The sequence below is a fragment of the Streptomyces sp. LBL genome (assembly GCF_029893585.1).
GTDB lineage: Bacteria > Actinomycetota > Actinomycetes > Streptomycetales > Streptomycetaceae > Streptomyces.
The window spans coordinates 18,458-41,040 of record NZ_JARXYX010000011.1 but is presented as its reverse complement, the minus strand read 5'-3'; the positions used below and the strand labels follow the sequence as shown (position 1 = coordinate 41,040).

The following is a 22,583-nucleotide window of genomic DNA, read 5'->3' as shown; positions in this document are numbered from 1 at the left end:
TGTCACCGGCTCGGCGGAGGTGAACAGCCTTGAGTCACCCGCAGCATGGCCCGGAGCACCCGTCGTACGGTCACTGCTCCGCGGCCGGTTCGACATCCCTGAGCAGCTGTCCGAAGGCCGCCTCGTCGACCACCGGTGTGCCGAACTGGCGGGCCTTGACCACCTTCGACGTGCCCGAGTCCGGGTCGTTGGTGACGAGCAGACTGGTCAGCCGGGAGATGCTGGTGGCGACATGCAGTCCGGCCTCGGTCGCGCGGTCCTCCAGGAGGTCCCGCTCGATCGATGTGTCACCGGAGAACGCGATCCGCATGCCCTGCTTGAGCGGTTTGCCCTCTTCGTAGCGGCCCGGGTTGGGGTACGGGCACGCGGGCCTCTTCCGGGCGGTGCGCCAACTGCCGGGCCGGTAGCCGCCATAGCCGCCCGAGCCGGGGTAACCGCTGGAGCCGCCGTAGCCACCCGAGCCCGCCTGCTGCCCGATCCGGGGCGTCGGCCGGTCCGACCATTCGGTCAGTGGCCGGCACTCGTGCAACGGCAGCCGTACGCCGCCCGTGGCCGCGGCCCTCAGACTCGGCCGGAACGCCTCCGCCAGCACGCGCGCGTCGTCCAGCGCGTGGTGCGCACGCTGCTGTACGACGCCGAAGTGCGCCGCCAGGGTCTCCAGCTTGTGGTTGGGCAGGGGCAGGCCCAGCTCCTTGGACAGCGCGATGGTGCACAGCCGCTGCCGCACCGGCGCCTCACGCTCCGCGCGCGCGTACTCCCGCGCGATCATCTGCCAGTCGAAGACCGCGTTGTGCGCGACGAGCACCCGGCCGTCGAGACGAGCCGAGAACTCCTCGGTGATCTCCGTGAAGAGGGGCGCGCCGTCCAGTACGTCGCTCGTCAGACCGTGGATCCACACGGGGCCCGGGTCGCGCTCCGGGTTGACCAGCGTGTACCAGTGGTCCTCGACCTCGCCGCGCGCGTCCAGACGGTAGACGGCCGCGGAGATTATCCGGTCGTCGCGGGCCAGGCCGGTGGTCTCCACGTCGACGACCGCGTATCCCTGCGGATACGCAGGCGGCCACCCCGTGGCGGAGGACGTTGCGATCGTGCGGTCTTCGAGCATGGTCCCTGAGGATACGGGCCCCGACTGACAGCGCCGTCCCGTACCCGTCCGTCAGGTTCCGTGCGGCGCCCGTGTGTTCGAGGGTGAAAAACTCTCGCGGGACAGTGTGCGGGCCGAAGTGCCCTCGTGCGGCGGGCGGTTCGCTCCTCGATGCCGCCCGCGCCGCCCTCGCCGCTCCCTGCCGCTCATCCGGCTCGACCTGCGTCGGCACGGGGCGGTACGGGTTCTCCGACGCCCGGAGTACGATCCTCCGGATGTGACCGAACCCACTCATGACGAGGCCCACGCCGGAGCGCTCGGCGCCCGCCTCAACTGGCTGCGAGCGGCGGTCCTGGGCGCGAACGACGGCATCGTCTCCACCGCCGGTCTCGTCGTCGGCGTGGCCGGCGCGACGGCGAACCGCTCCACGCTGTTCACGGCCGGCCTGGCGGGCCTGCTGGCCGGCTCCATGTCGATGGCGGCGGGGGAGTACGTGTCCGTCTCCACGCAGCGCGACTCCGAGAAGGCCGCCCTGGCGCTGGAGAGGCGGGAGCTGCGCGAGCAGCCCGAGGCCGAACTGGAGGAGCTGACCCAGCTGCTGGAAGAGCGGGGGCTCACCCGGGAGGTGGCCCGGGAAGCGGCCGAGCAGTTGACGGAACGGGACGCGCTGAGGGCGCACGCGCGCGTGGAGCTCGGCATCGACCCCGACGAGCTCGCCAACCCGTGGCACGCGGCCTGGGCGAGCTTCCTGGCGTTCACGGTCGGGGCGTTGCTGCCGCTGCTGGCGATCGTCCTGCCGCCCGCGGACTGGCGGGTGCCGGTCACGGTGGTGTCGGTCCTCGCCGCGCTCACGCTGACCGGCTGGAGCAGCGCCCGGCTGGGGGAGGCAGGGCCGGGCCGGGCGATGCTGCGGAACGTGGCGGGCGGGGCGCTGGCCATGGCGGTGACATACGCGGCGGGGTTGCTGCTGGGGGCGGCGGGCGCGTGACCGTGGTGCCTGAGGACCGGGGGTGCCTTTGGGGCGTGGTGCCTGAGGAGCGTGGTGCCTGAGGAGCGTGGTGCCTGAGGACCGGGGGTGACTTTGGGTCGGGTGCCTGCGGATCGTGGTGTCCGCGGATCGTGGTGCCTGAGGTTCACCACCGGATCGGCAGCGGCAACGCGGTGAGCAGTCCCGACACCGCGACCACCAGCCCCAGGGCGACGACCTCCGCGCGCGCGGGTACGCAGGCGGTCAGCGGCTCGGTGGCGCGGCGCAGCCGGATCCGCGCCCACAGGGCGAGCACGGTGACGACGGCCACGAGGAGCACCTTGGCGAGCAGGGTGCGCCCGTACGCCGTCGCCGTCAGCTGCTCCAGGATCGTGCCGGCCGGCATGCGGCGCAGCGAACTCGCCACCCCGCTCGCCGTGATGGCGGCGAGCAGCAGGGCCGCCAGGCGCGCGTAGACCGCGAGCAGCGCCGCGCCCGCCGCCGGGGAGCGCCAGCGCCGCAGGGTGCGCAGCACGGACAGGAGACCGCCCGCCCACAGTGCCGCGCAGGTCAGGTGCACCAGTGTCAGCCCGGAACCGAGCAGTGCGCTCGTCTCGGTGGTGGGATGCGCCCGCAGGGCCTCCGCCACGATCACCGCGGCCAGCGGCCAGACCTGGGTGTCCGGGCGGCGCGAGAGGGCGCACAGGCCGGCCACGAGGAACGCGTTGACCTCCACCAGCGCGAGCCTGCCCGCACGGGACTCGTACAGGCCGCCGATGTCGATCGCGCCGACGCTGTCCGGTACCAGGTTGCCGGTCGCCACGACCGACGCGAGTCCGAGGGCCGCGACGAAACCGGCGCCGGCCGCGTACGGAGCCCAACTGCGGAGCACGGTCGGGGGTGCGGCCGGGGGCGCGCCGGCCACGGCGTGCGCCAGCCGGCGCACGAACAGCTCGCCCAGCGGGACGCTGAGCGCCGCGAACAGCGCCGTACGCAGGAGCGCGATGCCGTCGGCGCCGGGCGCGGCGGCCTCCCCGGTGCCGTGCAGCGCGGCGGACGGCCCGAGCAGCGGGATCAGCGCGCCCAGGGCCACCAGGACAAGAACGACGACGGCCCGGCCCACGCCGGAGCGTGGTCTGGGGCCGCTCGCGTCGGGCGCCTCGGAGGTCGGTCGTATCAACGTCACCTCACGATCTTCACCAGTTGTCACAGAACGGGGCAAGTCCAGGAAAACAACTGGAGGAACGGTGTTCCGCCCATAAGTCCGGCGTGATTTCCCAGGTGAGTACGTTGCCCGGCGGCCTCATGACTCAGTTCCAGCGCGACCTGTCCGAGACCCCCGAAGCCCCGGCGGGCGCGTCCAGTCGAGTGAGCCGTCCGTGAAGGACAGGGACGAGCGTGCGCGTACCGCAGCACTTCCAGCGCACCGTCCGGCTCGGCGGGCCAGGTCCCCGGCCCGGTCTCGGTCCGGTCCCGGCCTCGTCGTACGCCGTCTGGCGTACCCCGCCGCTCCGCCGTCCGAGTGAGCGAGCGTCAGCCGTGCGACCCTGCCGACGCAGGCGCGCGCCGACGCCCGTACGGGAGGGCGCCCCTGAGAAGCGCCCTCCCGCACGACGGTCGACGCGCGGGAGAGAAGGGCGGATCGCCGCCCGACGCGGACCAGACGGCCGCGACGTCAGTCATGACCGAACTGTGCGGTATTGACTGAATCAATCCATGGGGCCGTGTCCGCCCATGTTGACCAGGCCGATCTACTTGGTCACGGCGTCCAGTGCGTCCGCCGTGCCCCAGCCGTAGAAGCCGTTGCGGTTCTTCGAACCCTCGCACACCGCGTCGACCTTGCCGTCGCCGTCGATGTCGTACGGCTTCGTGCACGGTGTGGCGTCGGCCTCGGCGTACAGCAGCGTCTTCACCAGGGCCGCCGAGGCGTACGGGTGAGTCGACTTGATCAATGCGGCGACGGCTGCCACATGCGGGCTGGCCATCGATGTACCGGCCATGTAGCCCCACTTGCCGCCGGGCAGGGTGCCCAGGATCAGACCGCTTGTCGCGGGCGGCGCCGGCGTCTGATAGGCCGTCGAGTCGCCGCCGGGCGCGGCGATGTCGATGATCCCCAGGCCGTAGTTGGAGAACGACGACTTGACGCCCTTGGCGCCGGTCGCCGCGACCGTCACGACACCCGGCAACTGGGTCGGTATGTCGAGGCACTTCGACGGGTCGATCACCCGGTCCGAGGGCGTGCCGTCGTTCGGGGACGCCGGGTCGGTGATCTCGTCGGCCGCGAGGTCGTAGTTCTCGTTGCCGGCCGCGGCGACGTTGACGGTGCCCTTCTTCTCCGCGTAGCGCGAGGCCCGGGAGACGGCGTCCACGAGCGCCTTCTGGTCCGGGTCGTTCGTGCAGTTGAAGTACCACGGGTCGGTGTAATAGCTGTTGTTGGTGACGTCGACGCCGTGCGTGGCCGCCCACATGAAGCCGCAGACCACGGCCTCCGTGTAGAAGTAGCCGTCGGTCGTCGACACCTTGATGCCGGCGACCTTCACACCGGGCGCCACGCCGGTCATGCCGACGTCGTTCTTGGCGGCCGCGATCTCCCCGGCCACGTGCGTGCCGTGCGGGCTCTCCGCCGCACTCGGCCGCCACGCCCCGTCGGTCGTGTCGGGCTTGCCCGTCACACAGTTGACGGACGCGGCCCGGTCGAAGTTGGGCGCGATGTCAGGGTGGGTGTCGTCGACACCGGTGTCGACCACACCGACCGTCACCTTGCTGCTGCCCAGCGACTTCTCATGAGCCTTGTCGGCCTTGATGGCCGGCAGGTCCCACTGCAGGGGCTCCAGGGGGTCCTGCCCGGCGGAGGCCTTGGCCTCGGCGGCGGCGACCTCCGACGCGCTGAGCGCCTTCGGCGTGCCCAGGTCGGTCGTCGACTGCGCGGGCAGCGGCGCGTTGCGCGTGTTGCCGGCCGAGTCGACGCCCTTGACCTTGCGGATGGTCTTGGCGAAGTCCGGGTTCGAGGAGTGGACGACGATGACGCCGATCTTTTCGTACGACGTCACGATGGAACCGCCGGCCTCGGTGATGGCCTTCTTGAGGTGCGCGGAAGGGCTGTACCCGGCACGGACGTTGACGACATAGCTGAGGGCGGTGGCGTCGGCCGTGCCCACCGAGGCGAGGACGTCGTTCACGGCGCCGCCGACGCCGGCCACGGCGTTGGGGACGTCGGTGCCGGGCACGTCCGCCGCGGACGCCGTGGCCTGGGGCAGGAACGCCAGGGCCGTGGCCGTGGCCATGCCGAGCGGGATCGTGATCGCGCGCCGGAAACGCGGGTGAGGCGCTGTCATGAGTCGGTGTCTCCAGTTTGTTCGAGGACGGGCGGACCGTGCGGGAAGTGGGAGAGGACGGACAGGACGGGGAGCCGTGGAGTCCGGACGCCGTGCGGTACGCGGCTGCTTCACCGCGCGCAGCCCGTTGCAGCGCGTTGACGATGCCGAACCCGTAGAAGACACAGATGCTGCTCGGGCAGGTACATGACGGGTGGTGCAGGCTCGAAGTTATCTTCCGAAGTCGCTGGCCAGCAATGACTTCCAGGAGGTGACTTCCCGGAGGTGACCTGCCGGAGGTGACTTCCCGGAGGTGACCTGCCGGAGGTGACTTCGGAAAGACGCCCTCGTTGTTGAACCGGCCTTCGCGCGCCGCCGTGACCTTGGGCAGGGGGCGTGAGGACACTCGCTCCCGATCCCCGTCACCACCGCACCCGCAACGCGAGGAGACTCCGTGGCCACCGACGCACCGCCACCCTCGAGGGAGCAACACACACTCCCCTCACCCGAGGAGTTCACCGAGGTGCAGGAGAGCGCGGAGTTCCGTGAGCTGCGCCGCTCCTACCGCTCCTTCGCTTTTCCGCTGACCGGCGCCTTCATCGTCTGGTACCTGCTGTACGTCCTGCTGTCGAACTATGCGGGCGACTTCATGGGCACCAAGGTCTTCGGCAACATCAACGTGGCCCTCCTGCTGGGCCTCGCCCAGTTCCTCACCACGTTCCTCATCGCCTGGTGGTACGCCCGCCACGCGGCCGCCACGTTCGACCCCAAGGCGGAAGCCATCAAGTCCCGGATGGAGGGCGGCGCATGAGCCCCGCGATCACCACCCTGGCCGCCGGTGAGGCCGGCGAGCACCGCACACTGATCATCTCCCTGTTCGCGGTGTTCGTCGTCGCGACCCTCGTCATCACCGTCTGGGCCGGACGCCAGACCAAGGACGCCGCCGACTTCTACGCGGGCGGACGGCAGTTCACCGGCTTCCAGAACGGCCTCGCCGTCTCCGGCGACTACATGTCCGCGGCGTCCTTCCTCGGCATCGCGGGCGCCATCGCCCTCTTCGGCTACGACGGCTTCCTGTACTCCGTCGGCTTCCTGGTCGCCTGGCTCGTCGCCCTGCTCCTGGTCGCCGAGCCGCTGCGCAACTCGGGCCGCTACACGATGGGCGACGTCCTCGCCTACCGGATGCGTCAGCGCCCGGTCCGTACGGCGGCCGGTACCTCGACGATCGTCGTGTCGATCTTCTACCTGCTGGCCCAGATGGCGGGCGCGGGTGTCCTGGTCTCCCTGCTGCTCGGCATCACCAGCGACGGCGGCAAGATCGGCATCGTGGCGCTGGTCGGCGTCCTGATGATCGTGTACGTCACCATCGGCGGCATGAAGGGCACCACCTGGGTCCAGATGGTCAAGGCCGTGCTGCTGATCATCGGTGCCCTGCTGCTGACCTTCCTGGTCCTGCTGAAGTTCGACTTCAACGTCTCGGACCTGCTCGGCTCGGCCGCCGACAACAGCGGCAAGGGGGCCGCCTTCCTGGAGCCCGGCCTGAAGTACGGCGCCACCGGCACCACCAAGCTGGACTTCCTCTCGCTCGGTATCGCCCTGGTCCTCGGCACCGCGGGCCTGCCGCACATCCTGATCCGCTTCTACACCGTGCCCACCGCCAAGGCCGCCCGTAAGTCGGTCATCTGGGCCATCGGTCTGATCGGCGCCTTCTACCTGATGACCCTCGCCCTCGGCTTCGGCGCCGCCGCGCTCATCAAACCGGACGAGATCATCGCCTCCAACAAGGCGGGCAACACGGCGGCACCGCTCCTGGCGTTGCATCTGGGCGGCGTGGACTCCAACTGGGGCGCCATCCTGCTCGCCACCATCTCGGCGGTCGCCTTCGCCACGATCCTCGCGGTCGTCGCCGGTCTGACCCTGGCCTCGTCCTCGTCGTTCGCCCACGACATCTACGCGAACGTCATCAAGCGGGGCCAGGCCACCGAGAAGCAGGAGATGAGCGCGGCCCGCTGGGCGACCGTCGGTATCGGCGCCGTCTCCATCCTCCTGGGCGCCCTCGCCCGGGACCTGAACGTCGCCGGCCTGGTGGCCCTGGCCTTCGCGGTCGCCGCCTCCGCCAACCTGCCGACGATCATCTACAGCCTCTTCTGGAAGCGGTTCACCACCAGCGGGGCCCTGTGGTCGATCTACGGCGGCCTCGTCACGGCGGTCGGCCTGGTGCTGTTCTCCCCGGTGGTCTCGGGCAAGCCCACGTCGATGTTCCCGGACGTCGACTTCCACTGGTTCCCGCTGGAGAACCCGGGCCTCATCTCGATCCCGGTCGGCTTCCTGCTGGGCATCCTCGGCACCTACCTCTCCAAGGAGGAGCCGAACACCGCCAAGTACGCGGAGCTGGAGGTACGGTCCCTCACCGGCACCGGAGCCCACTGACTCCGGCACCGGAATCCGCCCCTGAGCGGCCGCGTCGTAGGTCCCTGCGACGCGGCCGCGCCGTACCTCGTCGGAGCGGGCTCTGTCGATGTCAGTGCTGTCGCGTAGGCTCGCACGTATATCGAATACTGTGATCCGCTACTTGTGATCCGCCAGATGTGATCTGCGAGGGAGGGGGCCCACGTGCTCATCGACACCTACGGCCGAGTGGCCACCGACCTGAGGGTCTCGCTGACCGACCGCTGCAATCTGCGGTGCACCTACTGCATGCCCGAGGAGGGCCTGCAGTGGCTGGCCAAGCCGGACCTGCTCACGGACGACGAGATCGTCCGCCTGATCGACATCGCCGTCACCTCCCTCGGCATCGAGGAGGTCCGCTTCACCGGCGGCGAGCCCCTGCTGCGTCCGGGCCTGGTCGGCATCGTCGAGCGGGTCGCCGCCCTGGAGCCGCGCCCCCAGATGTCCCTCACCACCAACGGCATCGGCCTCAAGCGCACCGCGACCGCCCTGAAGGCGGCAGGCCTGGACCGGGTCAACATCTCCCTGGACACGCTGCGGCCCGACGTCTTCAAGACGCTCACCCGCCGCAACCGCCACCAGGACGTCATCGCCGGCCTGGAATCCGCTCGCGACGCCGGCCTGACCCCGGTCAAGGTCAACGCGGTCCTGATGCCGGGGTTGAACGCGGACGAGGCCCCGGACCTGCTGGCCTGGGCGGTGGAGCACGCCTACGAACTGCGCTTCATCGAGCAGATGCCCCTGGACGCCCAGCACGGCTGGAAGCGCGACGGCATGGTCACCGCGGGCGACATCCTCGCCTCCCTGCGCACCCGCTTCGAGCTCACCGAGGAGGGTTCCGAAGAACGCGGCTCGGCCCCCGCCGAGCGCTGGATCGTCGACGGCGGCCCGCACCGCGTGGGTGTCATCGCCTCCGTCACCCGCCCGTTCTGCGCGGCCTGCGACCGCACCCGTCTGACGGCCGACGGCCAGATACGCACCTGTCTGTTCGCCCGCGAGGAGACCGACCTGCGCGCGGCCCTGCGCTCCGGCGCTCCCGACGAGGAGATCGCCCGCATCTGGCGCCTGGCGATGTGGGGCAAGAAGGCGGGCGCGGGACTGGACGACCCGACGTTCGTCCAGCCGGACCGACCGATGTCAGCCATCGGAGGCTAGTGCCGCGACCGCGACATAGTGCTGGGCTGGTGCCGCGACCGGCAAGAGGCCGGGGTCAGGCCCCTTCCCCGGACTCCCATTCCGTCAGCAGGACCACGTCCTTCAGGAACCCCCGCACACCGAGGAACTGCGACAGATGCTCGCGATGCTCCTCGCACGCCAGCCATGTCTTGCGACGCTCCGGCGTATGCAGCTTCGGGTTGTTCCACGCGAGCACCCACACCGCGTCGGCACGGCAGCCCTTGGCGGAACAGAACGGGGTCTCGTCACTCACTGGTTCGTCTCACAGGCTCACAGAAAAGGCGACGCCGAGCAGCCACGGGGGGAGCTGCCCGGCGTCGGTCTGTCGCTCCGACGGGGGATGCGGAGCGCCTACAAAGTATGTCACGGGTGACCCGCCGCCCGGCACCGGAACAACATGATTGATCTGAGCTTTCTTGAGCTTGGCGGGTAATCGACTTCCGCTTGCGAGACTGACTTCCACGTGCGTGGCGCCCACCCGGGACGCGCCTGTCACGCCCGGTCGCGCCCCTCGTTCCGCGCACCCGGCGCCGGATCATCCGCTCCGTTTTCGGAGGTGTTCTCCGCACCTGGAGGATCGATCATCGGCGGAGTCGGCGCGGTCACGAACGTCGACGGAAGCGACGGCGCGTTCTCCCGACCCGCGTTGGCGACAACCACGGCGATATAGGGCAGAACCACGCCGAGCACCAGCGCGACGATCGCGACGTGCCGTTCCACGTTCCACAGGGTGGCTGCGAGGATCACCGCGATCGTACGGATCGTCATCGAGATGACGTACCTGCGCTGCCGTCCTTTCACGTCCTCCTGGAGGCCCGTCCGGGCTCCGGTGATCCGGAACACCTGGACGTTGCCGCCGCCATGCTGCTTCCGCATCACATTCCACCATCCGCCCGCATCGCATCTCCCCGTCCCGCACCAGGTCCGATCCCGGTCGGGGGACGGGACCCGGACACCTCCCACGGTACGCCGCGCCTGCGCTGCCAACGAGACCGGGGCGCCTCCAACCAGGACGAACGGACTCGGCCGTACCGCGTGCAGCGGCCCCCGGCATGCGACGTACCGTATGCGGGCGGACACTGGGCGTAATGCTCACGTCGAGCCGTATGAGGAGGCAGCCATGGGCTGGTTGTGGGCGATCATCGTGGGATTCGTGCTGGGTCTGCTCGCGAAAGCGATCATCCCCGGCAAGCAGCACAGCCCGCTCTGGCTGACCACCATCTTCGGCATGCTCGGCGCCATCGTCGGCAACGCGATCGCCCGTGCGCTCGGCGTCGACGCCACCTCCGGCATCGACTGGATGCGGCACCTGTTCCAGCTGATCGCCGCGATCGTGATCGTCGCCCTGGGCGACATGGCGTACATGGCGACGCTCGGCCGCGACAAACGCACCGTCTGAGGACGGACAGCACGGCGGGGCGGCCTCCCACCACGACGGGGCGGCCTCCCACCAGGGAGACCGCCCCGCCGCCGTGTCCAGGAACCCGCGTTCCCGCGTTCAGGATCCGTGTTCTCGCGTTCCGGAACCCGTGGCCGGGCCCCCTGGCCAGGACCCTGGCTAGGACCCCGTGACCTCGACCGCCGCCAGGTTCTTCTTGCCCCGGCGCAGTACCAGCCAGCGCCCGTGCAACAGATCCTCCGTGGCGGGAACCGCGTCCTCGGTGGTGACCTTCGCGTTGTTCACGTAGGCACCGCCCTCCTTGACTGTCCGACGGGCGGCCGACTTGCTGGCGACCAGACCGACCTCGGCGAACAGATCGACCACCGGACCAAGCTCGGAGACCTGGACGTGCGGCACTTCGGACAGGGCCGCGGCCAGCGTCTTCTCGTCGAGTTCCGCCAGCTCGCCCTGGCCGAAGAGCGCCTTCGACGCGGCGATCACCGCGGCGGTCTGGTCGGCGCCGTGCACCAGCGTCGTCAGCTCCTCGGCGAGCGCGCGCTGAGCGGCACGGGCCTGCGGCCGCTCCTCGGTCTGCTTCTCCAGTTCCTCCAGCTCCTCACGGGACTGGAAGGACAGGATGCGCAGGTAGGTCGAGATGTCCCGGTCGTCCACGTTCAGCCAGAACTGGTAGAACGCGTACGGCGTCGTCATCTCCGGGTCGAGCCAGACGGCGCCGCCCTCGGTCTTGCCGAACTTGGTGCCGTCCGCCTTGACCATCAGCGGCGTCGCCAGGCAGTGCGCCTCGGCCTCGGGCTCCAGCTTGTGGATCAGGTCGAGGCCCGCCGTGAGGTTGCCCCACTGGTCGCTGCCGCCCTGCTGGAGCGTGCAGTCGTACCGCCGGTACAGCTCCAGGAAGTCCATGCCCTGGAGCAGTTGGTAGCTGAACTCCGTGTAGCTGATGCCCTCCTGGGACTCCAGGCGCCGGGCGACCGAGTCCTTGGTGAGCATCTTGTTGACCCGGAAGTGCTTGCCGATGTCACGGAGGAACTCGATGGCCGACAGGCCGGCCGTCCAGTCCAGGTTGTTCACCATCACCGCGGCGTTCTCGCCCTCGAAGGACAGGAACGGCTCGATCTGCGACCGCAGCCGGGTCACCCAGTTCGCGACCGTCTCCGGGTCGTTCAGCGTGCGCTCGGCCGTCGGGCGCGGGTCGCCGATCTGACCGGTCGCCCCGCCTACCAGGGCCAGCGGACGCAGACCCGCCTGCTGGAGCCGGCGCATGGTGAGGACCTGCACCAGGTGGCCGACGTGGAGACTGGCCGCGGTCGGGTCGAAACCGCAATAGAAGGTGACGGGACCGTCCGCGAGCGCCTTGCGCAAAGCGTCCTCGTCGGTGGACAGGGCCCACAGCCCACGCCACTTCAGCTCGTCGACGATGTCCGTCACGGTTCTCGTATCTCCTTGAGTGGGCTCGTGAATCAGGTACGAGGTTATACGCCCTGGCTGACAGAGCTCATGTTGAAGTCCGGCACCCTCAGTGCGGGCATCGCAGCTTTAGTGAACCAGTCACTCCACTCCCGGGGCAGCGTCTTTTCCGTGCGCCCCGCCTCCGTCGCCCGCCCCAGCAGGTCGACCGGCGACTCGTTGAACCGGAAGTTGTTCACCTCGCCGCTCACCTCGCCGTTCTCGACGAGATAGACACCGTCCCGGGTCAGGCCGGTGAGCAGCAGCGTGGCCGGGTCGACCTCGCGGATGTACCAGAGGCAGGTCAGCAGCAGCCCGCGTTCGGTGTTCGCGACCATCTCCTCCAGGGACGTGTCCGTGCCCCCGGCGAGGATCAGGTTGTCGATCGCGGGCGCCACCGGCAGCCCGGTCAGGTCCGCGCTGTGCCGGCTGGTCAGCAGGTTGGTCAGCTCGCCCTGGCGCACCCAGTCGGTGGCGGCCAGCGGCAGCCCGTTGTCGAACACCGACGAGTCGCCGCCGGACGAGTGCGCGAGGACGAAGGGAGCGGACTCAAGGCCCGGCTCGTTCGGATCGCTGCGCAGCGTCAGCGGCAGCTCGCTCAGCTTCTCGCCCAGGCGCGTGCCGCCGCCCGGCTTGGAGAACACCGTGCGCCCCTCGACCGCGTCCCGGCCCGACGCCGACCACATCTGGTAGATCAGCAGGTCCGCCACGGCGGTCGGCGGCAGCAGCGTCTCGTACCGCCCGGCGGGCAGCTCGATCCGCCGCTCCGCCCAGCCGAGGCGTACGGCGAGCTCGGCGTCCAGCGCCGCCGGGTCGACGTCCTTGAAGTCCCGCGTGGAGCGGCCCGCCCACGCCGAGCGGGTACGGTCCGGGGACTTGGCGTTCAGCTCCAGCGTCCCGTTGGGCTGGTCGTGCCGCAGCCGCAGCCCCGTCGACGTACCGAGGTAGCTGGAGACCAGCTCGTGGTTGGCGAAGCCGTACAGCTCGCGGCCGCCGGCACGCGCGCGTGCGAAGGCCTCACCGAGCGCCGGCGCGAAGTCGGCGAACACGACGGACGAGGTCTCGGCGGGCGCGTCCTGGAAGTCGGGCGACTCCGGTACACCCGTGACCAGCGGCCGTGCGTCCTCGGCGGCCCCCGCCCCGCGCGCCGCGGTCTCGGCGGCCCGGACCAGGGGTTCCAGTTCCTCCGGGGTCACGGCGGACCGCGACACCACCCCGGAGGCGGTGCCCTCCCGGCCGTCGACGGTTGCGATGACGGTGAGTGTGCGCCCGCGGGTGACCCCGTTCGTGGTGAGCGCGTTGCCCGCCCAGCGCAGGTTGGCGGTCGACTGCTCGTCGGCGATCACCACGCAGCCGTCGGCCCGGGACAGTTCGAGGGCGCGCTCGACGATCTCGTGCGGCTTGTACGTACGAGGACTCATCGACCGGCCTCCTGCGTGGTGTTAAGGATGTTGACTCCCCGGAACAGAGCAGTCGGACAGCCGTGCGAGACCGCCGCGACCTGCCCCGGCTGGGCCTTGCCGCAGTTGAAGGCGCCGCCCAGGATGTATGTCTGCGGGCCGCCCACCGCGGCCATGGAACCCCAGAAGTCGGTGGTCGTCGCCTGGTACGCGACGTCCCGCAGCTGCCCGGCGATCCGCCCGTTCTCGATCTTGAAGAACCGCTGCCCGGTGAACTGGAAGTTGTAGCGCTGCATGTCGATCGACCAGGACCGGTCACCGACGACGTAGACCCCGCGCTCCACCCCGCCGATCAGATCCTCCGTGGACATCCCGGCCGGATCCGGCTGGAGCGACACGTTGGCCATGCGCTGTACGGGCACGTGCCCGGGGGAGTCGGCGAACGCGCACCCGTTGGAGCGCTCGAACCCGGTCAGCCGGGCGATCCGCCGGTCCAGCTGGTAGCCGACCAGGGTGCCTTCCTTGACCAGGTCCCAGGACTGGCCCTCGACGCCCTCGTCGTCGTACCCGATGGTCGCCAGGCCGTGCTCGGCGGTGCGGTCGCCGGTGACGTTCATCAGCTCGGAGCCGTAGCGCAGCTTGCCCAGCTGGTCGAAGGTGGCGAAGGAGGTACCGGCGTACGCGGCCTCGTAGCCCAGCGCCCGGTCCAGCTCGGTGGCGTGCCCGATGGACTCGTGGATGGTCAGCCACAGGTTGGACGGGTCGACGACCAGGTCGTACACGCCCGCCTCGACGCTGGGCGCCCGCATCTTCTCGGCGAGCAGTTCGGGGATCCGAGCCAGCTCCGCGTCCCAGTCCCAGCCGGTGCCCGTGAGGTACTCCCAGCCCCGTCCGACGGGCGGCGCGATGGTGCGCATGGAGTCGAACTCGCCGCTCGACTCGTCCACCGACACGGCCGTCAGTTGCGGGTGCAGCCGGACGCGCTGCTGGGTGGTGACGGTCCCGGCGGTGTCGGCGTAGAACTTGTTCTCGTGGACGGTGAGCAGCGAGGCGTCGACGTGGTTGACGCCGTCGGCGGCCAGCAGCCGCGCGCTCCACTCCGCGAGCAGCCCCGACTTCTCCTCGTCGGGCACGGTGAAGGGATCGATCTCGTACGACGAGACCCACGTCCTGTCCGCGTGCACGGGCTCGCCGGCGAGCTCGACGCGCTCGTCGGACCCGGCCGCCTTGATCACCTGCGCGGACAGCTTGGCCATCTGGACGGCCTGCGAGGCGACCTTGGCGGCGGCGTCGAGGGTCAGGTCGACCCCCGACGCGAACCCCCACGTCCCGCCGTGCACGACCCGCACCGCGTATCCGAGGTCGGTGGTGTCCGACGACCCGGAGGGCTTGGCGTCCCGCAGCTGCCAGGACGCGCTGCGGACCCGTTCGAGCCGGAAGTCCGCGTGCTCCGCGCCCAGCGCACGCGCGCGTGCCAGCGCTGCGTCGGCCAGGGCGCGAAGTGGCAGCGCCAGGAACGACTGATCGACCTCGTGGGCCACGAGCGGCCTCCCTTGTCACCGTGGGCGAGATGTATTCATGTCGCAGTGAATCATGCAGCGCCGACAACCTGGCTTCCAGCGGATTCAGGTCAGCAGGACAACGGATCCTCACCATCTACGGGGAGAGGGAGAAGGCGGCCGAGTCCGGCGGCTCGCCCTGTTCAACGTCACCGAGCTCGGGGTCGACGAACAGCTCGACTTCCGGTCCTGAGACACGCCGATGGCCGCCTCCCGTACTCCTCGGAGGCGGCCATCGGCGTGCGCGTCGGATCAGAGTTCCCCGGAGATCACGCCCTCGCGGAACGCGGCCCACTCGGACGCGGTGTACCGCAAGGGCTCGACCTCGGGACGCTTCGAGTCGCGCACGGCTTTGCCGCCGCCGGGGAGGTTGGCGACTTCGACGCAGTTGCCCTCGCCGCCGCTGGCGGACGCCTTGCACCAGACGGCCGCCGAGAGGTCGTAGGCGTACAGCTCCGCCTTGCGCTCGTCGCTCACTTGCGTTGTCTCTCTTCCATCCGGGCGATCAGGGCCAACGAATCATCGGTCGGCAGGGCAGTGGCGACGATGCGTTCGAAGGCGTCGGCGAAAGTGCGTACTTCGCTGATGCCCTCAACGTAAGACGATCCGATGAGATTCTCCAGCAGCACGACGTCCGGCATGGGGCCGGGGAAGCCGACGAGGCTGAAGCCGCCCACGCTCCCCGGGTGGGGAGTGGCGTCGAGCGGCATGACCTGAAGCGTCACGTTGGGCATCTCGGAGGTGTCCAGCAGGCGTCGTAGCTGGTCGCGCATGGTGGTGGGGCGCACGGCGAAACGTTGATGCAGGACAGCCTCGTGAATGACCGCCCACACCTTCAAGGGGTGCCCGGTACGCGTGAGTACCGCCTGGCGGGCCTGACGGACCTCCGCGAGGGCGGCGACTTCCTCAGGCGTGCGGGTAATGGCGTTGGCAGCGATGGTTTCGCGCGCGTACGCGGCGGTTTGCAGAAGACCCGGGATCAGGAGCGGGGCGAACTCATGGACGCTCTCGGCGTCGGATTCCAACGAGATGTAGTCCGCGTAGCTGGGCGACACGATCCCGCTGTACGTCTGCCACCAGCCTTGCTTGCGGGCGTCCTTGGCCAGCCCTTCCAGAGCGGCGATCACTTCGGGGTCGTCGATGTCGTACACCTTCAGCAGGGGCGACACCTCCGTGGGTCGGATGTGGGCGTTCGCCGTCTCGATCCGGGACAACTTGGGACCGATCCACCCCATGGCCTCGGCTGCCGCGTCGAGTGTCAGCCCGGCGGTGTTCCGGTAGCGGCGGAGGGCTTCGCCGAGGCGTCGGCGTCGGACGGTGGGTACGGGTCGCACGTTTGGCATGTCGGGAGTCTTCCACTCGACTGTTGCGCAAGTCGATAGAACAAACTATCCAACCATCAATTCCGGTGACAAACTTGCGAGTCAAATCGTCCATGCTGCATGCTCGATCTCAAGGAGGCGCCGCTGAAGGCCACTTGCCCGCACAGCGGCGGAACGCCCACCGCACCCGCGCACATCCCAGGCCGGAGGCCCCATGCCCGACCCCACCAAAACCCACCTTCCCGCACCCACCCACTTCCGCGACCCCGGCGAAGAGGCCGACCCCCGGCTCCTCCACCCCCTCCCTCCGCCGGCCCCGGGCCTCTACCTCCGCCACCGCAACCAGGGCTTCGCCGCGCACCTCAGTGCGTCCGCCGGGGCCTTCCGTCTCCTGCGCGGGCTGACCGTCAAGGTGCTGGCGGACTACGGCGCCGACCCGGAGGCCGCCGAGGCGGCACAGCTGGTCGTGTCGGAGCTGGCCGGCAATTCGGTGCGGGCCTGTGGGGATCACGTACCGCTGGTGGTGGAGGTGTACGTGGCCGTGTTCGGGATCGCGGTCAACGTCCACGACCCGGACCCGCGCGTGCTGCCGAGACCGTGCGGGATCGCCCTGCACGACCCGGAGGCCGAGTCGGGGCGCGGGCTGGGACTGCTGGATCTGCTCGCACCGGGATGGCATGTGTGCCGGTCGCCGATCGGGAAGCAGATCCGGTGCCGGATTCCGGCGGACTGTTTCGTCTGAGGCTTCGACGTGCCGGTCCGGACCAATGTGCCCTGTCGAGCACTACGAGGTGCCGGAGGACGTCGACTCCCTGGCGCTGCTCCTGGCCGAGCGCGAGGCGGACGACTGGTGATCTACGCTCACGCCCCCGGAATGGCGGGTTGACCGGGCGGCCGACTGTAGAAACCCGACAGTGAGTCCCCGAAGTGACTGTCGGTGCCCGATTCCCCGCGGTGGGGAGCTGACCGATAGGTTTTCGGGGAAGCCGCCTGCCATCCAGCTGTTCCGGCGGGCGTGTCAGACCGCTATCGAAAGGGTGATCCGTTGAGCCGCTCGGTTCTCGTCACCGGAGGCAACCGGGGCATCGGCCTCGCCATCGCCCGCGCGTTCGCCGACGCCGGCGACAAGGTCGCCATCACCTACCGCTCCGGTGAGCCGCCGGCCGCCCTCACAGAATTGGGCTGCCTGGCCGTCAGGTGCGACATCACCGACTCCGAGCAGGTGGAGCAGGCCTACAAGGAGATCGAGGCCGCGCACGGCCCGGTCGAGGTGCTGATCGCCAACGCCGGGATCACCAAGGACCAGCTGCTGATGCGGATGTCCGAGGAGGACTTCACCTCGGTCGTCGACACCAACCTCACCGGCACCTTCAGGGTCGTCAAGCGCGCCAACCGCGCCATGCTGCGCGCCAAGAAGGGCCGTGTCGTCCTGATCTCCTCGGTGGTCGGGCTGTACGGTGCTCCCGGCCAGTCGAACTACGCCGCCTCCAAGGCCGCCCTGATCGGCTTCGCGCGTTCCCTCGCCCGTGAGCTGGGATCCCGCAACATCACCTTCAACGTTGTCGCGCCCGGCTTCGTCGACACCGACATGACCAAGGTGCTCACCGACGAGCAGCGTGCCGGCATCGTGTCGCAGGTGCCGCTCGGCCGGTACGCGCAGCCGGAGGAAGTCGCCGCGACGGTGCGGTTCCTCGCCTCGGACGACGCCTCGTACATCACTGGAGCCGTCATCCCTGTTGACGGCGGACTGGGAATGGGTCACTGATCACCATGAGCGGAATTCTCGAGGGCAAGCGCGTCCTGATCTCCGGTGTGCTGATGGAGTCCTCCATCGCCTTCCACGCCGCCAAGCTGGCCCAGGAGCAGGGTGCCGAGATCATCCTGACCGCGTTCCCGCGGCCCACCCTGACCGAGCGCATCGCCAAGAAGCTGCCCAAGCCCACCAAGGTCATCGAGCTCGACGTGACCAACGACGAGCACCTCGGCCGACTCGCCGACCTGGTCGGCGAGGAGCTCGGCGGCCTCGACGGTGTCGTCCACTCCATCGGCTTCGCACCGCAGGACGCCCTCGGCGGCAACTTCCTCAACACGCCCTTCGAGTCGGTCGCCACGGCCATGCACGTCTCGGCGTACTCCCTGAAGTCGCTGACCATGGCCTGTCTGCCGCTGATGCAGAACGGCGGCTCCGTCGTCGGCCTCACGTTCGACGCGCAGTACGCCTGGCCGCAGTACGACTGGATGGGCCCGGCGAAGGCCGCCCTGGAGGCCACGAGCCGTTACGTGGCCCGCGACCTGGGCAAGCAGAACATCCGTTGCAACCTCATCTCCGCGGGCCCGCTCGCCTCGATGGCCGCCAAGTCCATCCCGGGCTTCAGCGACCTGGCCGCCGTGTGGGACAACCGCTCCCCTCTGGAGTGGGACCTCAAGGACCCGGAGCCGGCCGGCCGTGGCATCGTCGCCCTGCTGAGCGACTGGTTCCCGAAGACCACCGGCGAGATCATCCACGTGGACGGCGGCCTGCACGCGATCGGTGCGTGACGCTGCCCCTGTGGCTCGGCTGAGGGGTGGGGCCCGCGTCCTTACGGAGGCGGGCCCCACCCCTCCCTGGGTACTGGGGCGCCCCCCGTCACCGGGTCACTTCCCACCAGGTCGCCCGCCCCTCACTCGGTCGCCCCGATCCTCACTCGGTCGCCCCAGCCCTCACTCGGCCGGCCCACTCGACCAGGCAGGCAGTGCCCACAACTGGGCACTCTGGAGTACACGTTCACCAAGCTCTTCCCTCCCCAGCCCGGCCGAGGAGGTCCCCTTGTGCGCCTGTCCCGAAGCCTGGCCCCAGTGACCGTCGCGGTCTGTCTCGTGCTGTCCCTGCCGTACGACGCGATGCCGCACGCGCGCGTGCAGGCACACACGACCGTCACCCCGGAGCCGTTCGGCGCCACCTGCCGCAGTCAGGTCACCGGCTCCCATGTGATCGCGTACTGCCACAACCCGTATGTGCCCGTCGACCGGGTCAGCCTGCACATCGAGTGTGACCGGTGGTGGGACATCGACAGTGACGGTGCCGCGGTCGCGGCCGGGCCCGCGCAGACCGTACGGCTGACCGGCCGCTGCTGGAAGGAGGTCCGCTCGGTGTGGGTCGGCCACCGCAAGGAGGACCAGGTCAGGCAGGAGCGCTGAACCGGCCCGGACGGCACCGGACCGGATAGCCGGCGGCCTCCGCGGCCGCCGCCCCGCGTCACCGGCGCGGATCGCGTCGACGAGCCGCGCGTGGTCCATGTGCGTCTCCGGCGTGAGCTCCGCGCCGACGTCCTCGCGCAGCCAGCCCCGCAGCACCTCGCCCAGGCCACCGCCGCATACATCACCATGGGCTGGACGGCGCAGATCTGGCGTTCGTCATCCCGCGCGTCGCCACCCGGCTGTCGCACCAGGGCCCTGAAGAACCGGTGCGGGACCCCGGAAGAGCCGGTGTGACGGACGGGTGCGAGACTTGCCGTATGCCAGTGCTCGATCCGAACCCCCAGAACGGCCAGAAGAAGATGCTGCTGGTCTTCGGCTCGTTCTTCGCCATCTTCGTGATCATCGCCATCATCGCGACGATCGCCTCCCCGTGACGATCGCTTCCCTATGACGATCGCCCGCCCATGGTGGGGCTAGCCCCACCATCCCCTAGGGGGCGAGTGTCAGGGTCAACTGGGTGGATCACCGGATGGGTTGAGGGGCGCGGATTCCGTACCTTCGAGATGTGGCCGCGAGGGGCGGCCGCGGACCACTCGAAGACCAGCGGAGGCACCCATGTCGGCCCCTACGCACACCCGGCCCCACCCGGCCTCCCGGGGCGGCGTCGACATCCGGTTGCCCTGGTGGGCCCTCGCCCTGCCGACGCTCGCCTTCATCGTCCTGCTCGGGCTGATCCTGAACCCGACGGACGCCCAGGCGGCAACGGGTGATCCGGCCATCACCCGGCTCTTCGGGCACCTCCAGCAGCTGATATCCCGCTGAACACGGCTTTGGCCGCCGTCCAACTACCTGCGCCCCGTGGCCTGTTTCATGCGAAGCTGGATCCTATGAGCGTCGCAGAATCCCGCAGGATCGTCCTCTTCCGGCATGCGAAAGCCGACTGGCCACAGGTCACCGACCACGAGAGGCCACTCGCCGATCGGGGCCGAAAGGACGCGGCAGAAGCCGGACGGAGGCTGACCGACACCGGCCTCGCCATCGACCTGGCCCTGTGCTCCACCGCGACCCGGACCCGCGAAACCTGGAAGCTGGCCGTCCACGAATTCCCGCAGCGACCGAAGACGGTCTACGAGGAGCGGATCTACGAGGCCTCGCCCGGCGAACTGATCGCCCTGCTGAACGAGACACCCGACGACGCGCAGAACGTCCTCCTGGTCGGCCACAACCCGGGCATCCAGGGCCTCGCCGACATGCTCGCCGGCTCAGCCGAGGGCGACACGCGGGACAGGATGAGCAGCCGCGGCTTCCCGGCTGCCGCCTTCGCCATCCTGTCCTTCAGCGGCTCCTGGAAGTCCCTGGAGCCGGGCGTGGGCACCCTCCTCGACTACTGGGCGCCGTCCGACTGACTCCGACCCCCGCCACACGCGAGAGGGGCCCGGCGTCACATGGTCGTGACGGCACCGGGCCCCTCTCCCATGCGCTGGGCGCTCATTGTTCCTCGTGCGCGTCCGCCGCCTCGACCTCTTCGCGGGTGATGCCCAGCAGATAGAGAACCGTGTCCAGGAAGGGGACGTTCACCGCGGTGTGCGCGGCCTCTCGTACCACCGGTTTGGCGTTGAAGGCGACCCCGAGCCCGGCCGCGTTGAGCATGTCCAGGTCATTGGCGCCGTCGCCGATCGCCACCGTCTGCGACAGAGGTACGCCCGCCTCGGCGGCGAACCGGCGCAGCAGCCGCGCCTTGCCCGCGCGGTCCACTATCTCGCCGGTGACCCTGCCGGTCAGCTTCCCGTCGACGATCTCCAGCGTGTTGGCCTGGGAGAAGTCCAGCCCCAGCCGTTCCCTCAGGTCGTCGGTCACCTGGGTGAAACCACCGGAGACCACACCGACTTGGAAACCGAGCCTCTTCAGCGTACGGATCAGGGTGCGCGCCCCCGGCGTCAGCCGCACCTCGGCGCGCACCTTGTCCACCACCGAGGCGTCCAGCCCCTCCAGCAGCGCCACGCGCGCGTGCAACGACTGCTCGAAGTCCAGCTCCCCGCGCATCGCCGCCGCGGTCACCTCGGCGACCTCGTCCTCACAGCCGGCGTGCGCGGCGAAGAGCTCGATCACCTCGTCCTGGATGAGCGTCGAGTCGACGTCCATCACGACCAGGCGCTGGGCCCGTCGGTGCAGGCCCGCCGCGACCACCGCGACATCGACACCGAGCACCGCCGCGTCCGTCACCAGGGCGGTGCGCAGGGGCTCCGTCTCCACGCCGGACACCGCGAACTCAACAGCCGTCACGGGGTACTTGGCCAGCCGGAAGATACGGTCGATGTTGCCGCCGGACCGGGTGATCCGGGCGGCTATCGCCGCCGTCGCCTCCGCCGTCAGCGGATGCCCGAGGACGGTGACCAGGGAACGGCCCAGACCGCGCGGCCGGTTGTCACCGAGGCCGGAGATGATCTCCGCCTGCATCTTGATGGACTCCGCCCAGCTGTGGACGGTGCTCCGCAGACTGCCTTCCAGCTCGCGGGCCGGCGCGGTCACGAGCGCGCACAGCACCATACGGCCGCGGGTGACGACCTGCTCGATGTCGACCACGTCGACGGAGTAGGCGGCGAGGGTGTCGAAGAGTCCGGCCGTGATGCCCGGCCTGTCCTTCCCGAAGATCTTGACGAGAAGGGTGGGGACGTCAGAGGACTCATCAGGGGGCTCATAGGGCGGAGTCTGCGAAGCGGTCATGGTGGTTCCACCGTATCTGGCACGCAGTGCCTGCCGCCCCCGAGGTCCGTCTGACGGACACGGAACAGTGGGTGGCGGATCGGTGGCCCCGTCGTTACGCGTCGACCACGGGTGCGCGGGGCGGGGGCCGGTGCGGGGTGCGGTGGGGGTGAGGGAGGGCCGGGTTCGGTGCCGGGGGTGCGCGACCAGCGGGCGTGTGAGGGGGGCGCGCGGCTGGGGGCGTGTGGGTGGGGCCGACTCTGTGGGGGGTGGCCGGGTGGGCGGGCGGGTGCTGTGACGGTACGGGCCGCGGGTGCGGGCCGCGGGTGCGGACCGGTGGGGGTCGGTGGGGGAGCGCGGGTCGGATTGCCGGCGCCGCGCCGACCCGGCGGATCAGCGTCGTCCCTTTGGCTTTCCCGGTGGTGGGGGAGGGGGCGGTGGTGGCGGTGGCCCGTCGTCCGGTGTGGACGTTGGACGCTCTCCGGACCGTGGCCGCCGGGGCGACCGGGGCGACCGGGGCGACGGGGGAGGAGGTCCGACCGGTCGGGCCACTGTGGGCGCGCCATACATGTCCTCCCCACCTGCCCC

General features: G+C 70.0%; 23 protein-coding genes and 1 pseudogene. 12 read left to right on the top strand and 12 right to left on the bottom strand.

The features are described from left to right. Nucleotides 1-70: 70 nt before the first annotated feature. Nucleotides 71-1,105: a DEDDh family exonuclease gene (locus M2271_RS15390; RefSeq protein WP_280887760.1), complete on the bottom strand. Its 1,035-nt coding sequence runs from the start codon at nt 1,103-1,105 to the stop codon at nt 71-73. Between the two features lie 256 nt (nt 1,106-1,361). Here M2271_RS15390 and M2271_RS15385 point away from each other — a divergent pair, with 256 nt between their 5' ends. Beyond that, entirely contained in the window at nt 1,362-2,072 is a 711-nt protein-coding gene (locus M2271_RS15385) for a VIT family protein (RefSeq protein ID WP_280887759.1), read from the top strand. Nucleotides 2,073-2,217: 145 nt separating this feature from the next. On the opposite strand, the gene M2271_RS15380 is transcribed toward M2271_RS15385, so the two are convergent. Together M2271_RS15380 and M2271_RS15375 are read right to left on the bottom strand one after the other, a co-directional pair. After that, a complete protein-coding gene (locus tag M2271_RS15380) occupies nt 2,218-3,237 on the bottom strand; it encodes a CopD family protein (RefSeq protein WP_280887758.1) in 1,020 nt (339 codons plus the stop codon). A 565-nt stretch (nt 3,238-3,802) separates the two neighbouring features. Next, nucleotides 3,803-5,386, bottom strand: coding sequence for a S8 family serine peptidase (locus M2271_RS15375; RefSeq protein WP_280887757.1), 1,584 nt, complete (start codon nt 5,384-5,386; stop codon nt 3,803-3,805). A gap of 433 nt (nt 5,387-5,819) precedes the next feature. Between M2271_RS15375 and M2271_RS15370 the strand changes: the two genes are divergently transcribed. The 3 genes from M2271_RS15370 to moaA all read left to right on the top strand — a co-directional run bounded on the left by M2271_RS15370 (nt 5,820) and on the right by moaA (nt 8,968). Then, nucleotides 5,820-6,176, top strand: a complete 357-nt coding sequence (locus M2271_RS15370) for a DUF485 domain-containing protein (protein ID WP_280887756.1) — start codon at nt 5,820-5,822, stop codon at nt 6,174-6,176. Continuing rightward, the gene (locus tag M2271_RS15365; protein ID WP_280887755.1) at nt 6,173-7,795 is read left to right on the top strand and encodes a cation acetate symporter; all 1,623 of its coding nucleotides are present in this window, start codon (nt 6,173-6,175) and stop codon (nt 7,793-7,795) included. Before M2271_RS15370 ends, M2271_RS15365 begins: the two co-directional genes overlap by 4 nt. A 183-nt stretch (nt 7,796-7,978) precedes the next feature. Next, nucleotides 7,979-8,968, top strand: coding sequence for a GTP 3',8-cyclase MoaA (gene moaA, locus M2271_RS15360; RefSeq protein ID WP_280887754.1), 990 nt, complete (start codon nt 7,979-7,981; stop codon nt 8,966-8,968). A gap of 55 nt (nt 8,969-9,023) precedes the next feature. On the opposite strand, the gene M2271_RS15355 is transcribed toward moaA, so the two are convergent. Further along, on the bottom strand, nt 9,024-9,242 hold the full coding sequence (locus M2271_RS15355; protein ID WP_280887753.1) for a hypothetical protein: 219 nt from the start codon (nt 9,240-9,242) through the stop codon (nt 9,024-9,026). Between the two features lie 239 nt (nt 9,243-9,481). Then, nucleotides 9,482-9,865, bottom strand: a complete 384-nt coding sequence (locus M2271_RS15350) for a DUF3099 domain-containing protein (RefSeq protein WP_280887752.1) — start codon at nt 9,863-9,865, stop codon at nt 9,482-9,484. Between the two features lie 244 nt (nt 9,866-10,109). On the opposite strand from M2271_RS15350, the gene M2271_RS15345 reads away from it, so the two are divergent. Then, nucleotides 10,110-10,388 (top strand): GlsB/YeaQ/YmgE family stress response membrane protein, encoded by a 279-nt coding sequence (locus tag M2271_RS15345; protein ID WP_280887751.1) that lies wholly within the window; start codon nt 10,110-10,112, stop codon nt 10,386-10,388. 159 nt (nt 10,389-10,547) lie between these two features. Here the strand turns inward: M2271_RS15345 and tyrS are convergent, their stop codons facing one another. From tyrS to M2271_RS15320, 5 genes are all read right to left on the bottom strand, one after another. Further along, complete coding sequence (gene tyrS, locus M2271_RS15340) at nt 10,548-11,816, bottom strand: tyrosine--tRNA ligase (RefSeq protein WP_280887750.1); 1,269 nt, start codon at nt 11,814-11,816, stop codon at nt 10,548-10,550. Nucleotides 11,817-11,860: 44 nt separating this feature from the next. Next, complete coding sequence (locus M2271_RS15335; RefSeq protein WP_280887749.1) at nt 11,861-13,255, bottom strand: TldD/PmbA family protein; 1,395 nt, start codon at nt 13,253-13,255, stop codon at nt 11,861-11,863. Next, the gene (locus M2271_RS15330; protein WP_280887748.1) at nt 13,252-14,775 is read right to left on the bottom strand and encodes a TldD/PmbA family protein; all 1,524 of its coding nucleotides are present in this window, start codon (nt 14,773-14,775) and stop codon (nt 13,252-13,254) included. The genes M2271_RS15335 and M2271_RS15330 overlap by 4 nt, the downstream gene beginning before the upstream one ends. A 270-nt stretch (nt 14,776-15,045) precedes the next feature. Then, nucleotides 15,046-15,270, bottom strand: a complete 225-nt coding sequence (locus M2271_RS15325; RefSeq protein ID WP_280887747.1) for a DUF397 domain-containing protein — start codon at nt 15,268-15,270, stop codon at nt 15,046-15,048. Beyond that, nucleotides 15,267-16,136 carry a helix-turn-helix transcriptional regulator gene (locus M2271_RS15320; protein WP_280887746.1) on the bottom strand — a complete coding sequence of 290 codons (870 nt, stop codon included), beginning with the start codon at nt 16,134-16,136 and terminating at the stop codon, nt 15,267-15,269. The genes M2271_RS15325 and M2271_RS15320 overlap by 4 nt, the downstream gene beginning before the upstream one ends. A gap of 193 nt (nt 16,137-16,329) precedes the next feature. On the opposite strand from M2271_RS15320, the gene M2271_RS15315 reads away from it, so the two are divergent. From M2271_RS15315 to M2271_RS15300, 4 genes are all read left to right on the top strand, one after another. Next, nucleotides 16,330-16,857 (top strand): ATP-binding protein, encoded by a 528-nt coding sequence (locus tag M2271_RS15315; RefSeq protein ID WP_280887745.1) that lies wholly within the window; start codon nt 16,330-16,332, stop codon nt 16,855-16,857. A gap of 303 nt (nt 16,858-17,160) precedes the next feature. Beyond that, nucleotides 17,161-17,880, top strand: coding sequence for a 3-oxoacyl-[acyl-carrier-protein] reductase (gene fabG / locus M2271_RS15310; RefSeq protein ID WP_280887744.1), 720 nt, complete (start codon nt 17,161-17,163; stop codon nt 17,878-17,880). A gap of 5 nt (nt 17,881-17,885) precedes the next feature. After that, nucleotides 17,886-18,653, top strand: coding sequence for an enoyl-ACP reductase FabI (gene fabI / locus M2271_RS15305; RefSeq protein WP_280887743.1), 768 nt, complete (start codon nt 17,886-17,888; stop codon nt 18,651-18,653). A 270-nt stretch (nt 18,654-18,923) separates the two neighbouring features. Further along, complete coding sequence (locus M2271_RS15300; RefSeq protein WP_280887742.1) at nt 18,924-19,292, top strand: hypothetical protein; 369 nt, start codon at nt 18,924-18,926, stop codon at nt 19,290-19,292. Here M2271_RS15300 and M2271_RS15295 read toward each other — a convergent pair. Next, nucleotides 19,276-19,457: pseudogene (locus M2271_RS15295) on the bottom strand (GntR family transcriptional regulator); the annotation flags it as partial. The gene M2271_RS15300 and the pseudogene M2271_RS15295 overlap by 17 nt on opposite strands. A 152-nt stretch (nt 19,458-19,609) precedes the next feature. Between M2271_RS15295 and M2271_RS15290 the strand changes: the two are divergent. The 3 genes from M2271_RS15290 to M2271_RS15280 all read left to right on the top strand — a co-directional run bounded on the left by M2271_RS15290 (nt 19,610) and on the right by M2271_RS15280 (nt 20,698). Beyond that, nucleotides 19,610-19,726: an SGM_5486 family transporter-associated protein gene (locus M2271_RS15290; protein ID WP_086023195.1), complete on the top strand. Its 117-nt coding sequence runs from the start codon at nt 19,610-19,612 to the stop codon at nt 19,724-19,726. Between the two features lie 181 nt (nt 19,727-19,907). Continuing rightward, entirely contained in the window at nt 19,908-20,114 is a 207-nt protein-coding gene (locus M2271_RS15285; RefSeq protein ID WP_280887741.1) for a hypothetical protein, read from the top strand. 65 nt (nt 20,115-20,179) lie between these two features. Further along, nucleotides 20,180-20,698: a histidine phosphatase family protein gene (locus M2271_RS15280; protein ID WP_280887740.1), complete on the top strand. Its 519-nt coding sequence runs from the start codon at nt 20,180-20,182 to the stop codon at nt 20,696-20,698. Between the two features lie 82 nt (nt 20,699-20,780). Here M2271_RS15280 and serB read toward each other — a convergent pair whose 3' ends face one another. After that, nucleotides 20,781-22,016, bottom strand: a complete 1,236-nt coding sequence (gene serB, locus M2271_RS15275; RefSeq protein WP_280887739.1) for a phosphoserine phosphatase SerB — start codon at nt 22,014-22,016, stop codon at nt 20,781-20,783. Between the last annotated feature and the right edge of the window lie 567 nt (nt 22,017-22,583).

What these genes read in the sequence shown, in the direction of transcription:
- M2271_RS15290 (WP_086023195.1), top strand. Translation starts at nt 19,610, where the DNA reads ATGCCAGTGCTCGATCCGAACCCCCAGAACGGCCAGAAGAAGATGCTG.
- fabI (WP_280887743.1), top strand. Translation starts at nt 17,886, where the DNA reads ATGAGCGGAATTCTCGAGGGCAAGCGCGTCCTGATCTCCGGTGTGCTG.
- M2271_RS15335 (WP_280887749.1), bottom strand. Translation starts at nt 13,255, where the DNA reads ATGAGTCCTCGTACGTACAAGCCGCACGAGATCGTCGAGCGCGCCCTC.
- serB (WP_280887739.1), bottom strand. Translation starts at nt 22,016, where the DNA reads ATGACCGCTTCGCAGACTCCGCCCTATGAGCCCCCTGATGAGTCCTCT.
- M2271_RS15345 (WP_280887751.1), top strand. Translation starts at nt 10,110, where the DNA reads ATGGGCTGGTTGTGGGCGATCATCGTGGGATTCGTGCTGGGTCTGCTC.
- M2271_RS15320 (WP_280887746.1), bottom strand. Translation starts at nt 16,136, where the DNA reads ATGCCAAACGTGCGACCCGTACCCACCGTCCGACGCCGACGCCTCGGC.
- M2271_RS15280 (WP_280887740.1), top strand. Translation starts at nt 20,180, where the DNA reads ATGAGCGTCGCAGAATCCCGCAGGATCGTCCTCTTCCGGCATGCGAAA.
- M2271_RS15350 (WP_280887752.1), bottom strand. Translation starts at nt 9,865, where the DNA reads ATGCGGAAGCAGCATGGCGGCGGCAACGTCCAGGTGTTCCGGATCACC.
- M2271_RS15285 (WP_280887741.1), top strand. Translation starts at nt 19,908, where the DNA reads ATGTCGGCCCCTACGCACACCCGGCCCCACCCGGCCTCCCGGGGCGGC.
- M2271_RS15315 (WP_280887745.1), top strand. Translation starts at nt 16,330, where the DNA reads ATGCCCGACCCCACCAAAACCCACCTTCCCGCACCCACCCACTTCCGC.
- M2271_RS15375 (WP_280887757.1), bottom strand. Translation starts at nt 5,386, where the DNA reads ATGACAGCGCCTCACCCGCGTTTCCGGCGCGCGATCACGATCCCGCTC.
- M2271_RS15390 (WP_280887760.1), bottom strand. Translation starts at nt 1,105, where the DNA reads ATGCTCGAAGACCGCACGATCGCAACGTCCTCCGCCACGGGGTGGCCG.
- M2271_RS15365 (WP_280887755.1), top strand. Translation starts at nt 6,173, where the DNA reads ATGAGCCCCGCGATCACCACCCTGGCCGCCGGTGAGGCCGGCGAGCAC.